The organism is Ciceribacter sp. RN22 (assembly GCF_024054295.1).
GTDB classification, from domain to species: domain Bacteria; phylum Pseudomonadota; class Alphaproteobacteria; order Rhizobiales; family Rhizobiaceae; genus Allorhizobium; species Allorhizobium lividum.
The window spans coordinates 2,146,943-2,160,401 of the sequence record NZ_JAMXLD010000001.1; the positions used below are offsets into that span (position 1 = coordinate 2,146,943).

Annotated in this window: 14 protein-coding genes; 9 read left to right on the forward strand and 5 right to left on the reverse strand. The window is 64.0% G+C overall.

What is annotated here, in order from left to right; translation table 11 throughout:
- Window positions 1–930 carry a MoxR family ATPase gene (locus NHF53_RS10530; protein WP_252834137.1) on the reverse strand — a complete coding sequence of 310 codons (930 nt, stop codon included), beginning with the start codon at window positions 928–930 and terminating at the stop codon, window positions 1–3.
- Between the two features lie 23 nt (window positions 931–953).
- Window positions 954–1,448: a flavin reductase gene (locus NHF53_RS10535; RefSeq protein ID WP_252834138.1), complete on the reverse strand. Its 495-nt coding sequence runs from the start codon at window positions 1,446–1,448 to the stop codon at window positions 954–956.
- Between the two features lie 182 nt (window positions 1,449–1,630).
- On the opposite strand from NHF53_RS10535, the gene NHF53_RS10540 reads away from it, so the two are divergent.
- Complete coding sequence (locus NHF53_RS10540) at window positions 1,631–2,713, forward strand: branched-chain amino acid ABC transporter substrate-binding protein (RefSeq protein ID WP_252834139.1); 1,083 nt, start codon at window positions 1,631–1,633, stop codon at window positions 2,711–2,713.
- Between the two features lie 16 nt (window positions 2,714–2,729).
- Here NHF53_RS10540 and NHF53_RS10545 read toward each other — a convergent pair whose 3' ends face one another.
- Window positions 2,730–3,485, reverse strand: coding sequence for an SDR family NAD(P)-dependent oxidoreductase (locus tag NHF53_RS10545; protein ID WP_252834140.1), 756 nt, complete (start codon window positions 3,483–3,485; stop codon window positions 2,730–2,732).
- Between the two features lie 144 nt (window positions 3,486–3,629).
- On the opposite strand from NHF53_RS10545, the gene rpe reads away from it, so the two are divergent.
- From rpe to purB, 4 genes are all read left to right on the forward strand, one after another.
- On the forward strand, window positions 3,630–4,307 hold the full coding sequence (gene rpe / locus NHF53_RS10550; protein ID WP_252834141.1) for a ribulose-phosphate 3-epimerase: 678 nt from the start codon (window positions 3,630–3,632) through the stop codon (window positions 4,305–4,307).
- Window positions 4,304–5,038, forward strand: a complete 735-nt coding sequence (locus NHF53_RS10555; protein ID WP_252834142.1) for a DUF2259 domain-containing protein — start codon at window positions 4,304–4,306, stop codon at window positions 5,036–5,038. The genes rpe and NHF53_RS10555 overlap by 4 nt, the downstream gene beginning before the upstream one ends.
- A gap of 1 nt (window position 5,039) precedes the next feature.
- The gene (locus NHF53_RS10560; protein WP_252834143.1) at window positions 5,040–5,561 is read left to right on the forward strand and encodes a hypothetical protein; all 522 of its coding nucleotides are present in this window, start codon (window positions 5,040–5,042) and stop codon (window positions 5,559–5,561) included.
- A gap of 61 nt (window positions 5,562–5,622) precedes the next feature.
- Window positions 5,623–6,924 (forward strand): adenylosuccinate lyase, encoded by a 1,302-nt coding sequence (gene purB / locus NHF53_RS10565; RefSeq protein WP_252834144.1) that lies wholly within the window; start codon window positions 5,623–5,625, stop codon window positions 6,922–6,924.
- A gap of 12 nt (window positions 6,925–6,936) precedes the next feature.
- Here purB and NHF53_RS24085 read toward each other — a convergent pair whose 3' ends face one another.
- On the reverse strand, window positions 6,937–7,203 hold the full coding sequence (locus NHF53_RS24085) for a low affinity iron permease family protein (RefSeq protein WP_308218650.1): 267 nt from the start codon (window positions 7,201–7,203) through the stop codon (window positions 6,937–6,939).
- A 181-nt stretch (window positions 7,204–7,384) separates the two neighbouring features.
- Here NHF53_RS24085 and NHF53_RS10575 point away from each other — a divergent pair, with 181 nt between their 5' ends.
- From NHF53_RS10575 to NHF53_RS10585, 3 genes are all read left to right on the forward strand, one after another.
- Window positions 7,385–8,848 carry a ferric reductase-like transmembrane domain-containing protein gene (locus NHF53_RS10575; RefSeq protein ID WP_252834145.1) on the forward strand — a complete coding sequence of 488 codons (1,464 nt, stop codon included), beginning with the start codon at window positions 7,385–7,387 and terminating at the stop codon, window positions 8,846–8,848.
- 79 nt (window positions 8,849–8,927) lie between these two features.
- The gene (locus NHF53_RS10580) at window positions 8,928–9,476 is read left to right on the forward strand and encodes an alpha/beta hydrolase (RefSeq protein WP_252834146.1); all 549 of its coding nucleotides are present in this window, start codon (window positions 8,928–8,930) and stop codon (window positions 9,474–9,476) included.
- A gap of 113 nt (window positions 9,477–9,589) precedes the next feature.
- Window positions 9,590–12,112, forward strand: a complete 2,523-nt coding sequence (locus NHF53_RS10585; RefSeq protein ID WP_308218651.1) for an EAL domain-containing protein — start codon at window positions 9,590–9,592, stop codon at window positions 12,110–12,112.
- A gap of 39 nt (window positions 12,113–12,151) precedes the next feature.
- Here NHF53_RS10585 and NHF53_RS10590 read toward each other — a convergent pair whose 3' ends face one another.
- Complete coding sequence (locus tag NHF53_RS10590) at window positions 12,152–12,463, reverse strand: DUF1476 domain-containing protein (protein WP_252834147.1); 312 nt, start codon at window positions 12,461–12,463, stop codon at window positions 12,152–12,154.
- 229 nt (window positions 12,464–12,692) lie between these two features.
- Here NHF53_RS10590 and purC point away from each other — a divergent pair, with 229 nt between their 5' ends.
- Window positions 12,693–13,457, forward strand: a complete 765-nt coding sequence (purC, locus tag NHF53_RS10595; RefSeq protein WP_114361613.1) for a phosphoribosylaminoimidazolesuccinocarboxamide synthase — start codon at window positions 12,693–12,695, stop codon at window positions 13,455–13,457.
- Window positions 13,458–13,459 lie beyond the last annotated feature (2 nt).

The window sequence follows — 13,459 nt, forward strand, 5'->3', positions numbered from 1 at the left end:
TCAGCCCACCGCCCTGAGTTCGGCCTCGATCTCAGAGAGGATCTTCCGTCCTTCCCCACTCTGGATGCGGGCGATGTCGTCCTGGTATTTCAAGAGCGTGCCCAGCGTGTCGGAAATGGTCTCCGGGTCCAGCGCCACGCGGTCGAGTTCGGTCAGCGCCGTCGCCCAGTCGATCGTCTCGGCGACACCCGGATTCTTGAAGAGATCGATGGTTCGGAGCTTCTGCACATAGGCGACGACCTGCCGCGACAGGGCCTCGTTGCAGCCCGGGACCTTGCGGCGGATGATCTCCAGCTCCTGCCGCGCGTCGGGATAGTCGACCCAGTGATAGAGGCAACGGCGCTTCAGCGCATCGTGCACCTCGCGCGTGCGGTTGCTGGTGACGATGACGATCGGCGGATGCGCTGCCCTGACCGTGCCGAATTCCGGGATCGTCACCTGGAAGTCGGAAAGCACCTCTAGCAGGAAGGCTTCGAATGCCTCGTCGGTGCGGTCGAGCTCATCGATCAGGAACACGGGCGCGCGGCCACCTTCACTGGTCAGCGCCTGCAGCACCGGCCGGCGGATCAGGTAGCGTTCGGAAAAGATGTCGTGCTCCAGCCGGTCGCGATCGGAGATCCCCGCCGCCTCGGAGAGCCGGATTTCCAGCATCTGGGCCGGATAGTTCCATTCGTAAACGGCCGAAGCGACGTCCAGTCCCTCGTAGCACTGGAGGCGGATCAGCGGCCGGTCAAGCGCCGCCGAAAGAACCTTGGCGATCTCGGTCTTGCCGATGCCCGCCTCCCCTTCGAGAAAGAGCGGACGCTCCATCCTCAGCGCGAGGAAGAGAACGGTGGCCAAGGATCGGCTTGCGAGATAGTCATGCGACGAGAGAAGGGCAAGCATCTCGTCGATCGTCGTCGGGATGCCCTCTACCGGTAAATTGGCCATTGTTCCTCCCTTTCGGGAGGAGATTACAAGCTGCGGTAGCCGCGGTCCAGATAGATGAGCGCCGGTTCGCGTGGCCCGAAATGAACCGCCGCGACCTCGCCGAAGAGCACGGTGTGGGTCGCCGTCACCTTGCGGTCGGTCACCCGGCAGTCGAAGGCCGCCACGGCATCGGTCAGCACCGGCGCACCCGTCGAAAGCACCTGCCACTCCGCGAGCGCGAAGCGGGCGTCGGCCTCCTTCACGCCGAAGCCGGCGAAGGCGTTGGCGAGCGCCTCATGCTGGGCGCCGAGCGTGTTGAGGGCAAAATAGCCGGCCTCGAAGAACACCGCATTGTTCGGATTGTTGTTGTTGAGACAGACGAGCAGCATCGGCGGACGATCCGATACCGAACAGGCGGCCGTGATCGTGACGCCGCGGCGCACGCCCTCATATTCCGTCGTGACGATCTGGACGTGGCCCGCGTACCGGCTCATCGCCTCCCGATAAAGGACGGGATCCATTTGCTGCGTGTTCAACAATCGCGTGTCTCCGGGGCGAAGGTTTCGCCGCACATTGGTTTGCCCACAATATGGCTTGCAAGGTTTACATTTTCCACAACGGCGACGATTTTTCGAAAACCGCCGTCGGCCGGCCAATTTGCGGTTTGTGCGGCCCCGCGTCTCGGATAAGCTGCCGCCGTTTCGTGAAGGAGAACAAGAATTTGAAGCCCGCCCTGCGCCTGCTGCCGGTCCTGCTTGCCGCGACGGTTCTGTCGGCGACGGCCGCAGCAGCGGCAAGCATCGGCGTGGTCGCCCCGCAGTCGGGACCCTTCGCACTTCTCGGAAAACAGATGCAGGACGGCGCCGAAGCGGCGGCGGAGAGGCTCGGAATAGAGATTCACCCCGTCGCCGAAACCTGCCAGCCCGGCAGCGGCGAAGCGATCGGCCGTCAGCTCAGGGACGCGAAGGTCACGGCAGCGATCGGTTTTCTCTGCAGTGAGTCGCTCGACGGGGCACTGCCGCTCCTCAAGGAGGCCGGCATTCCCACAATTACCCTTTCGGTCCGCTGGAAGGTGCTGATGGAGGATGCCCTGAAGAACGAATGGCCGTTCTTCAGGATGGCACCGACAGCCGACGACGAGGCGGAAAAGGTGATCGAGATCATCCTGCGGGAATGGTCCGGAGATGCCGTTGCGCTGATCGAGGACGGCACGATCCACGGCCGGGAGCTCGTGGAGGCGGTCCGAGCGGGGATGGAGGAGCGCGGCATGAAGCCGGTCTTCACCGATACCTACCGCCCCGGGCAGGAACAGCAGGTGGCGCTGGTACGACGGCTGAAGAAGGCGGGAGCGACCCGCGTCTTCGTCGGCGGTGACCGCAACGACGTGGCGATCATTGCCCGCGATGCGGCGACAGAAAAGGCGACGCTGACCCTGATGGGCGGCGATGCCATGCGGGCGGCAGACCAGCCGGTCGCGCTCGCCGCGGGAACACTGGCCGTCGCTCTGCCGGAATACGACGCCTTCCCTTCGGCACAGGAGGCCGTCGCCATCCTGCGCGGCAAGGGCATCGTCCCGGAGGGCTACGTGCTGCCGGCCTTTGCGGGCGTCGAGCTGGCAGCCGATGCCGCAGGCCTCTCCTCGGCGATGGGCATGCCCGTCGCCGAAGCGCTGGTCGGAACCGGTTTCGAGACCGCAATCGGCAATGTCACCTTCGATTCCGGCCACGAACTGGCCGACAATCCCTACGTGCTGATGGAGTGGCGGGCCGGACGCTTCGTACCCGTCGGCGCCGTCGGACAGTAGCGCCGCCACCTACTCCTCAATACGGCCATTGCGGCTGCGAAAACACGCCGCCGTCGACCCATATCGTCTGGCCGGTCACGAAGCCGGCTGCCTCGCTTGCAAGAAACAGGACCGGTCCGGCGACATCCTGAGGCGTGCCGACGCGGCGCAGCGGCGTCACCGCGCCCCATGTCGCGGCGTAGTCCGGCGCCTCCGCCTTGGTCCGCTCGGTCTCGATAGCGCCCGGCGCGACGCAGTTGACCCGGATACCGCTCGGCCCGAGTTCGACCGCCGCGACCTTGGTGAACTGTTCGACCCCGCCCTTCGAAGCCGTGTAGTCGACAAGCCGTGGGAAGGCGTGTTTGTTGCAGCCGGAGCCGATGTTGACGATCGAGCCGCCCTTGCCGGCGCTGACCATGTGCCGGGCGACGATCTGCGTGTTCAGGAATGTGCCCTTGAGATTGGTGCGGATAACGGCGTCCCACCGCTCCTCGGACAATTCGAGCAGCGGCGACCAGGTCTGGATGCCGGCATTGTTGACCAGCACGTCAGGTGCCTGCCCCGCCCATTTCTCGGCTTCGGCAACGAAACGTTCCACAGCCACGGCATCGCCGACGTCGCAGGCCGCGGCCATGACCCGCCCGCAGCCGGAGGCGGCGGCAACCGTCGCCTCGGCGTCCTCGACGGCCCCGAGATGGCTGAAGGCGACGTCATAGCCCTCCGCGACAAAGGCCGACACCAGGTGCCGGCCGATACCTGAACTACCACCGGTGATGATCGCAAACCGCTTCATGCTCTCCTCCGTCAACCATCGCAGGGATGGCCCGGCGAGCGGGCAACGTCAAGTGGCTCGCCATCCTCGCCCTTGGTACGGTTGCCGCGCCCGGCCCGCAATGTTAAGGCCACGCCAAAGTCACCGCCGACAAGGAAAGAGCCCATGACCCGCCCGCTGCTGATCGCCCCTTCGATCCTCGCCTCCAATTTCGCGAAGCTCGGCCAGGAAGTCGCCGACGTCGTGGAAGCGGGCGCAGACTGGATCCACCTCGACGTGATGGATGGCCACTTCGTGCCGAACATCACCTTCGGCCCGGCGGTGGTCAAGGCGCTCCGTCCCTACACGAAGGCCGTCTTCGACTGCCACCTGATGATCGCGCCCGCCGACCCCTATCTTGAGGCCTTCGCGGACGCCGGCTGCGACTACATCACCGTTCATGCCGAGGCCGGCCCGCACCTGCACCGCTCGCTGCAGACCATCCGGGCGCTCGGCAAGAAGGCCGGCGTATCGCTCAACCCGGCGACCCCGGTCTCGGTTCTCGAACACGTCCTCGACGACATCGACCTGCTCCTGATCATGAGCGTCAATCCCGGCTTCGGCGGGCAGAAGTTCATCCCTGCCATGGTCGAGAAGATTGCCCAGGCGAACCGGATGATCGGCGATCGCCCGATCATGCTCCAGGTGGACGGCGGGATTACCGCGACCACCGCCCCGCTCGTCACCTCTGCCGGCGCCAACGTGCTGGTCGCGGGCTCGGCAATCTACAAGGGCGAAGGCGTTGACGACTACCGCAAAACCGTCGACAGTCTGAAGAAGGCTGCCGAAGAGGGACGTCGTTGAAGGGATTGTGGGGATCGCTTGCAGGACTGACGGCCGGTTTCGCGCTCGCCGCGACATCTGCCGCGGCCGGCGACATCGCCGGCTTCCGGTCGATCGGCTTTTCCGGCGATGGCAAAATCTACGCCTTCGAGGAATACGGCATCCAGGACGGCTCGGGCTTTCCCTATTCGAACATCTACTTTCTCGACACGGTAAAGGACGCCTATCTCCCCGGAACGCCGATCCGCGTGCGGATCGACGACGAGCAGGCTGGCCTCGGGGTCGCCCGTGCCGAAGCGGCGAAGAAGGCGTCCCCACTCATCGAAAGCAATGGTCTTGCCGATGAACCCGGGCAGGTCGTCACCTTCAACCCGATGACGGAAGTCGACTCCGACCCGCATCGGCTTCGGTATCTGCCCTTCCCCAGTGACCCACCCTTCGGCAAAGCCTATGCCCTGATGCTGGAAGAATACGCGCTTCCCTCGCCGCCGGCCTGCAAGGACATCGTCGAGGGGGTCAGGGGCTTCCGGCTGCGACTGACCGAGCGCGACGGCGCTGCCGCAGACGACCTGGTCCATGAAGACGACCACCTGCCCGCGAGCCGCAATTGCGCGACCGGTTATCGCCTCGCCGGTGTGGTGACCCATACGCCGCCGGGTGCACCTCCCGTCCACATGGCGCTGGTTCTTGTGCTGAGCTTCGGCTTCGAAGGCCGCGACGGACGCTGGATTGCCGTGCCGGTGCATCCCTGACATGCTCCAGGCCTCCCGCCCCTCGCCGCTCAACCTGCGCACCCGCCTCGCCGCCAGCATTCCGTCTGTCGGCCTTTGGCTTCTCGGCGCGCTGGTCTGGGGCGCGGTCATGGCGCTTTCCTGCCTGCTCGCGATGTGGATACTGCACTGGACACCCTACGCACACCGCGACCAGTTGCTCCTGCTCTTTTTGGGCGGCGGCATGCTCGGATGGCTGACCGCCGTGCCCGTCACCCGCTTCTTCAGCCTCGACCGCCCGGTGGAGACGCGCTTTGCCGCCGGATTCCTGTTTCTATCCGTCGGTACGGTCGCGTTTACGGCCTTTCTCTTCGCCATGCAGTACCGCAGCTTCTACGCACAGTGGCATGCGCCGTTCGGCACGCGGATCTGGGCGTTTCAGTTCGTGTTCACCTCCGCCTCGGCCGTTTTCCAGTTCTGCGTCCTGGGCTTGCGCCTCTTCCTGCCGTTCGGACTCCTGTTCCTCGTCGCGGCAAGCCTCCTGCTGGCACGCCACAACCGTTGAGATTGCCGGCAGTCTTTGCTAAAGCGACGCCATCCCGCAGCTTTCCAGGAAAGATAGGCCTATGATCCCCCGCTACTCCCGGCCCGAAATGGTCGCCGTCTGGTCGCCCGAAACCAAGTTCCGCATCTGGTTCGAGATCGAGGCCCACGCTTGCGACGCGCTCGCCGAGATCGGCGTGATCCCGAAGGAAGCGGCGAAGACCATCTGGGGGAAGGGTGGCACGGCAGAGTTCGACGTCGCCCGTATCGATGAGATCGAGGCCGTCACCAAGCATGACGTCATCGCTTTCCTCACCCATCTTGCCGAATTCGTCGGCCCGGACAGCCGCTTCGTCCACCAGGGCATGACCTCGTCGGACGTGCTCGACACGACCTTCAACATCCAGCTCGTGCGCGCCGCCGACATCCTGCTGGCTGACATGGACCGCGTTCTCGCCGCGCTGAAGACGCGCGCTTTCGAGCATAAGGATACGATCCGCATCGGCCGCAGCCACGGCATCCATGCCGAACCGACGACGATGGGGCTGACCTTTGCGCGTTTCTATGCCGAGATGAGCCGCAACCGCGCGCGCCTCGAGGCGGCACGCGCCGAAGTCGCGACCGGTGCCATCTCCGGCGCCGTCGGCACCTTTGCCAACATCGATCCGCGCGTCGAGGAACATGTCTGCGAAAAACTCGGCCTGAAGCCGGAGCCGATTTCGACCCAGGTCATCCCGCGCGACCGCCATGCGATGTTCTTTGCCACCCTCGGCGTCATCGCCTCCTCGATCGAAAACGTGGCGATCGAGATCCGCCACATGCAGCGCACGGAAGTGCTCGAAGCGGAAGAGTTCTTCTCACCGGGCCAGAAGGGCTCGTCGGCCATGCCGCACAAGCGCAACCCGGTGCTGACGGAAAACCTGACCGGTCTCGCCCGTCTCGTGCGCATGTCGGTGACGCCGGCGCTGGAAAACGTGGCGCTCTGGCACGAGCGTGACATCAGCCATTCGAGCGTCGAGCGCGCCATCGGCCCGGATACGACGATCACCCTCGATTTCGCCCTCAACCGCCTCGCCGGCGTCATCGAGAAGCTCGTGATCTATCCCGAGAACATGTTGAAGAACATGAACAAGTTCAAGGGCCTTGTGATGAGCCAGCGCGTGCTCCTGGCGCTCACCCAGGCCGGCGTGTCGCGCGAGGACAGCTACCGGCTCGTCCAGCGCAATGCCATGAAAGTCTGGGAAAAGGGCGCGGACTTCCTCGAAGAACTGCTCGCCGACGCCGATGTCCGGAAGGCGCTTTCCGAAGAGGACATCCGCGAAAAGTTCGACCTCGGCTATCACACCAAGAACGTCGACACGATCTTCAAGCGCGTCTTCGGCTGAGCCGCTATCCCGTCAGCGAGGTGCCGCCGGTTCGAGCGGCGGCGCCTCTTCCGTCCCGTCTCGCCCTGCCTCCGAACCATCGCGATGGGCAGAAAGGGCCGCCTCCCGCGCGTGTCGATCGCGCTTGGCCGCGTCGCCGAGAAGCGCATTGAGACGCTTCAACTCCTCCTCGTCGAGATTCTCGATACCTATGAAGCGGTTCTCCGCCCGTCTGGTCAGTATGATTTCGTCTCGCCTGGTCCGGATTGCACGCGTGCCGCGCGAAGATACTGATTTCATTTCCCATTTTCGCTCTTCCCGAGAAAGTTGCAGGTAAACGCGCGAAGTGCCTCAACGTTCCGGCGGATCCGAACGCGCTCGCACATTGACTTGTGTCACGACCGACCGCAGAACATTCGTGTATACGGAAATGGCAATGCATCCGCGGCCGGATGGCGTCCGCCCCAGGGAGAACGATCGAATGCCGCAGCCCAGATCAGCCGGAGATCGATTCATCGGTTTGCCCGCGCCGGTGCTTGCCGTCATCTATGTCGTCCTGACAGCCGGCCCCGTCCTGCTCGCGTCCGTCACCGGGGGGCCGCGCGGATCGACCGTGTTTTCGCTTCTTGCGCGCGCGGGCGGCGTGGCGGCACTTTCCATGTTCCTGATGCAGTTCGTGACCTCGGGCCGCTTCGAAACCATCTCCGGGCGGATCGGCCTCGACCGCACCATGGGCTTTCACAGGCTTGCGGCCGTCGGCACTCTCGGCATGGTCGGCCTCCACGTCATCCTCTTCCTCTTTCGGGCCGGCGAAAGCGGTGTCACTGCTATGGCGGACCGGCTGCTCGCCTATTTCCTGAGGCCAGACCTGCTCACAGGCGTCATCGCGACACTGCTTGCGGTCATCCTCATTGTGACCGGCAAATATATGCGCGGAAGAGTCTTGCCATACCAGGGCTGGCGCGTCGGGCACGGCGCGATGGCGGTGGCACTGGTGCTGCTCGGCCTTCACCACGCATTCACGAACGCACGCTTCATGGCCGATCCCCTGGGCGCAGCCGCATTGCTCTTCATCGCGCTCGTCGCCCTGGCGTCGCTCTTCGTCGTCTACGTCTTGAGGCCCGTCCACGCCTTCAGCAGCGGTTTCACGGTTACCTCGGCGCGCTCGCTCAGTCCTTCGATCGCCGAACTCGTGCTGACGACGGATGCCCCCGAACGGTTTTCCTTCGCCGCCGGCCAGTTCGTCTGGCTGACGATCGGCCGCCGCCACACGGTCACCGATAATCCCTTCTCGATCGCCTCGGCCCCGTCCGACTTGCCGCAGTTGCGATTCCTGATCCGCGACGCCGGCGACATGAGCGGCAGCGTCAGCAGCATCGCGCCCGGCACGCGGGTAGGCGTCGACGGACCACATGGCAGCTTCACGTTGCGGGAGGCCGGCAATGGCCCGATCGTTCTCCTTGCCGGGGGCATCGGCATCGCGCCGGTGCTCAGCCTTGTTCGTGCACTCGCCGCAACGGACGATCGGCGGCCCGTGCGGCTGATCGCTGGCGCCCGGTCGGCCGCCGACCACGTCGCTCGCAAGGAAATCGAGGACGCGATGGCGGGGCACGATTTCCGGGCGATCTTCCTCGCGGACATGGACGATGACTCCGGCTGCGAAAAAGGAACCTGCGACGCCGGTCACCTCAACCGCATCCTGGAAGACCTCGACCGAAGGGCGATAACCGCCTTCGTCTGCGGTCCGCGCGCCATGATGGAAAGCGCCATCGGGCTGCTCGTGCAGGCCGGCGTGCCGGCCGCGCACATCGTCATGGAACGCTTCGATTTCGACGGCGGCGACGATGTCGTGTGCCGGATCGTGAGGCGCCGCTTCATCTCGGTGATCGCACTCGTCTACGGGGCGACATTGGCTGTGGCCCTGGTTGCCGCCCTCATCCGGTGAGGCCGCAGAGCATGCAATTTCTGCGTTCGGCAGCCGCCTTCGTCTTGACGTGGAGGCTATGCGAACGCAGATAAGCGGCATGAAAGCATCCGACGCCGATATCCTCATCATTCCCGGCTATACCAACTCCGGACCCGACCACTGGCAGAGCCGCTGGCAGGCGAAGCTCTCGACTGCCCGCCGCGTCGAACAGGCAGAATGGTCGAAGCCCGTCAGGGAGGATTGGGTCGACCGGGTTGTCGAGGAGGTCAACGCCGCGACACGCCCCGTTGTACTCGTCGCGCATTCGCTGGGTGTGGCGACCGCGATCCACGCGGTGCCCCGCTTCAAGAGCCCGATAGCCGGTGCCTTCTTCGTCGCGCCGCCAGACGTCGCCAATCCGGCGATCAGGCCGAAACACCTCATGACCTTCGGCCCTTACCCACGCGATCCCCTGCCGTTCCCCTCGATAACGGTGGCGAGCCGGAACGACCCCTTCGGTGCGTTCGAACAGGCCGAGGATATTGCGAACGCCTGGGGCTCGCTGCTTCTCGATGCCGGAGAATGCGGCCACATCAACGCCGAGTCCGGCCACGGCCCATGGCCGGAAGGGACTATGGTCTTCGCCCAGTTTCTGGCGCGCCTTTGACGAAAGGCGGCGTCCTGATTCGGAACAGGACAACACGTATCGACTTAATTCGATATTAATCCGACAGCACTAGCGTCTCGTCCGAAATGTCCATGTAAACGCGAGCACTGGATTTGCCAAAGGCCGAAGGTAGCTGCCGAAAGAAAGACGAGTGGCGCCTGGCAAAGAGCGCTGACCTGCTTGGCGTCATCCCGTCGCCGGCACTCGTCATCGACACCCGAACCTCCGTAAAGGCGGCGAACGCGGCTGCATTTGCGCTGCTGAAGGGCTGCGAACGCCTCTCTGACCTTTTCACTCCTCCTTGCGCGGCCCAGCTGGCGGCCGCTCTTCTTGCGACGTCTGCGACCGGCGTGGCGCAGCACGGCCTCGAACTCGCGATCGCCTCGGGTAGCGGCGATATCTGGCTGATGGCGGCACTCGCGCCGTATCCGCAGAACGGCGACCTCTTTCTGATCACCCTCACGGATGTAAGCGCCTTGAAGAACCGGCTGGCGGTGAGCGAGGCCGCGGAAAGGCGCTGGCACAGCGCCTTGGTTGGATCATTCTCCGGCGTATGGGAATACCGCGCCGATCTCGACCAATGGTACTGCTCGGACATCTGGCGGCAAATGCGCGGGATCGGCCCCGACGAACCCATCCAGACCGAGACGGACGCCTGGCTCGAGCGCATCCATCCGGAAGACCGTGAACGCGTCGCCCATTATGTCGAACGCCAGACCGCCGGCGACCCCGACTATATGATCTTCGACTACCGGGAACGACACAGGGACGGCCATTATCTATGGATCGAATGCCGCGGCTCATGCGTCGAGCGCTATCCCGACGGACGACCGCTGCGGATCATCGGAACCGATATCGACATAACGGCACGCAAACAGACCGAGGAGAGACTCACCCACCTCTCGCGGCGGCTCAAGGTCGCCCTCGAGGTTTCCCGCGTCGGCGTGTTCGAGGCCGATTTCGATCTCGGAACGTCTGACTGGGACGATGGGATGTTCGCCCTCTACGGCGTCGACAGGAACGAGGAGGTCAAGATCGGCGGACTCTGGGAGAGCATGCTGCATCCGGACGATCGTGGCCGTGTGTTCGACGAGGTCGAGCGCCATGTTGCCAACCTGCTGCCGTTCTCGGATGAATACCGTGTGATCCTCAGGGACGGTTCGACGCACTATATCCGTTCACGCACCCTGCCCTTCATCGATTCAGATGGCCACCGCAAGATGATCGGCGCCAACTGGGACGTCACCGGCGATGTCGTCCTGCATCGGGAGCTCGAACGGGCGAAAACGCTTGCCGAAGCACGCAACGCGGAGCTCGAAGCCGCCAAGGCGCGCATCGAGCATATAGCCCTGCACGACTACCTGACCGACCTCCCGAACCGCCGCTATCTCGACCAGATGCTCGATCGCCTCGCCGCCGACTGCGACGAGCGCGGCCAGGGGCTCGCGGCCCTGCACATAGACCTGGACCGGTTCAAGCAGGTGAACGATACGCTCGGCCACAATGCCGGCGACCAGATGCTTCGTCACGCGGCGCGCGTGTTGCGCGACGCCGTGCGCCACGATGGCGACTTCGTCGCCCGGATCGGTGGCGACGAGTTCGTCTTCCTCGCCCCATGCGACGGGAACGAGGACGAGCTTGCCGCCATGGCGGAGCGGCTCATCGCCGAACTGCGGCGCCCGGTCATCTTCGAGGGACACGAATGCCGCGCCGGCGCGAGCATCGGCATCGCCATCGAGCGCAGCGGCAGGATCGATGCTCGGCAATTGCTTCTCAATGCCGACATCGCTCTCTACCACGCCAAGAATGCCGGACGAAACCGCTACGAATTCTTCTGTCGCGACCGCCGCCATCAGATGGTGACTGCGCATCGCCTTGCCGACGATCTGATGCGCGCACTGGAGAACGATGAGTTCGTGCCGCACTACCAGTTTCAGTTCTGCGCCCGCAGCCTCGACGTGGTCGGCGCCGAGGCCCTCGTTCGCTGGCAACACCCCGGGCGCGGCCTTCTGGCGCCCGCCGAGTTCCTCGCGGTCGCCGAGGAGATCGGTATCGTCGCGCAGATCGACGGTTTGCTGCTGGAGAAGGCTGTCGCGGATGCCGCCCGCTGGCGAGCCGAGGGGTTGCACGTTCCGAAGGTATCCGTCAACGTATCGACCCGCCGCCTCCACGATCCGCACCTCACCCAGAAGCTCGCCGCCCTCGCCTTCGAGCCCGGATCCGTCTCGTTCGAACTCCTGGAGTCGATCTTCCTCGACGAATCCGACGAACAGGCCCGCGCCAACCTCGCCCACATCCGCAAGCTTGGGATCGGCATCGAGATCGATGATTTCGGCACCGGTCATGCATCGATCGTGAGCCTTCTGCGGATCGGTCCGGATTCGCTGAAAATCGATCGCGAACTCGTGCGCGACGTGACACGTTCGCCCGAACAGCGCCGGCTGGTCGGCTCGATCATCGATATAGGACGGTCGCTGAACGTGAAAATCATCGCAGAAGGCGTGGAAACGCGAGACCACGTGCGCGTGCTCGCGAAACTCGGTTGCGATGTGCTGCAGGGTTACGGCCTGGCAAAGCCGATGGGCATGGAAGACACGTTCGCCTTCCTGCGCGCGCAAAGCTGGCGCGCAACGTGACCGGCGCGGTCGCGAGGACCGCGCCCGCGCATGACTGTATTATTCGCTCTGTATCTGATCGACGGCCTGGGCGAGGAAATCGCTCATCCTCGTGCGCAGTTCCTGCTCGTCGACGGAAACGCCGGCTGCGGCGAGATCGTCGCGGACCTTGCGGAAAACGTCCTCATGGCCCGCTTCCTCGAAGTCCGAGGCAATCACTTCCTTGGCGTAGGCCTCCGGATCCTTGCCCATCAGCGCAGCCGCCCAGACACCGAGCAGCTTGTTGCGCCGTGCTTCAGCCCGGAACTTCAGTTCCTGATCGTGCGCGAACTTGTTTTCAAATGCCTTTTCGCGATCGCTCATGCCGCTCATCTGTGTCTCCCAAAAACTAGCGCCATCCAAGGGTTTCTGCCCCCATTAATCAAAAGCCCCGCCAAAGTCCAATGCGAAGTTAGGCGCATCCGGGGCGCCGGGTGCGATTTGAGGATTCGATCGAAACGAACAATACCCGCATTGTGAAAACCGTTGTTTTCCGCTATGGGACCGCAACATATCGATCCACGCGTCCTCGATGTGACGCCAACAGCAGAGACAACCAGCCATGAACCGTCGCCGCCGTGTTTACGAGGGCAAGGCCAAGATCCTATATGAAGGACCGGAGCCGGGCACGCTGATTCAACACTTCAAGGACGACGCCACCGCCTTCAACAAGAAGAAGCACGCCGTCATCGACGGCAAGGGGGTGCTCAACAACCGCATCTCCGAATACGTCTTTACGCATCTCAACAAGATCGGCATTCCGACGCATTTCATCCGCCGGATCAACATGCGCGAGCAGCTGATCAAGGAAGTGGAGATGATTCCGCTCCAGATCGTCGTGCGCAACGTCGCCGCCGGCTCGCTCGCCCGCCGCCTTGGCATCGAGGAAGGCGTGGTCCTGCCGCGCTCGATCATCGAATTCTACTATAAGTCCGATGCGCTCGACGACCCCATGGTCTCGGAGGAGCACATCACGGCCTTCGGCTGGGCCAACCCCGCCGAACTCGACGACATCATGGCGCTCGCCATCCGCGTCAACGACTTCCTGAGCGGCCTCTTCCTCGGCGTCGGGATCCAGCTGATCGACTTCAAGATCGAATGCGGCCGCCTCTACGAGGGCGACATGATGCGCATCATTCTGGCCGACGAGATCTCCCCCGATTCGTGCCGCCTTTGGGACATCGAAACCAAGGAAAAGATGGACAAGGACCGGTTCCGTCAGGATCTCGGCGGGTTGCTCGAAGCCTATCAGGAAGTCGCCCGCCGCCTCGGCATCATCAATTTGAATGAACCGCTGCGCGGCACCGGGCCGGTTCTGGTCAAGTAAGG

Coding starts and splice junctions, on each gene's coding strand:
- NHF53_RS10560 (WP_252834143.1), top strand. CDS start 5,040: ATGCTCCAGGCCTCCCGCCCCTCGCCGCTCAACCTGCGCACCCGCCTC.
- purC (WP_114361613.1), top strand. CDS start 12,693: ATGAACCGTCGCCGCCGTGTTTACGAGGGCAAGGCCAAGATCCTATAT.
- NHF53_RS10590 (WP_252834147.1), bottom strand. CDS start 12,463: ATGAGCGGCATGAGCGATCGCGAAAAGGCATTTGAAAACAAGTTCGCG.
- NHF53_RS10545 (WP_252834140.1), bottom strand. CDS start 3,485: ATGAAGCGGTTTGCGATCATCACCGGTGGTAGTTCAGGTATCGGCCGG.
- purB (WP_252834144.1), top strand. CDS start 5,623: ATGATCCCCCGCTACTCCCGGCCCGAAATGGTCGCCGTCTGGTCGCCC.
- rpe (WP_252834141.1), top strand. CDS start 3,630: ATGACCCGCCCGCTGCTGATCGCCCCTTCGATCCTCGCCTCCAATTTC.
- NHF53_RS10530 (WP_252834137.1), bottom strand. CDS start 930: ATGGCCAATTTACCGGTAGAGGGCATCCCGACGACGATCGACGAGATG.
- NHF53_RS10575 (WP_252834145.1), top strand. CDS start 7,385: ATGCCGCAGCCCAGATCAGCCGGAGATCGATTCATCGGTTTGCCCGCG.
- NHF53_RS24085 (WP_308218650.1), bottom strand. CDS start 7,203: ATGAAATCAGTATCTTCGCGCGGCACGCGTGCAATCCGGACCAGGCGA.
- NHF53_RS10580 (WP_252834146.1), top strand. CDS start 8,928: ATGAAAGCATCCGACGCCGATATCCTCATCATTCCCGGCTATACCAAC.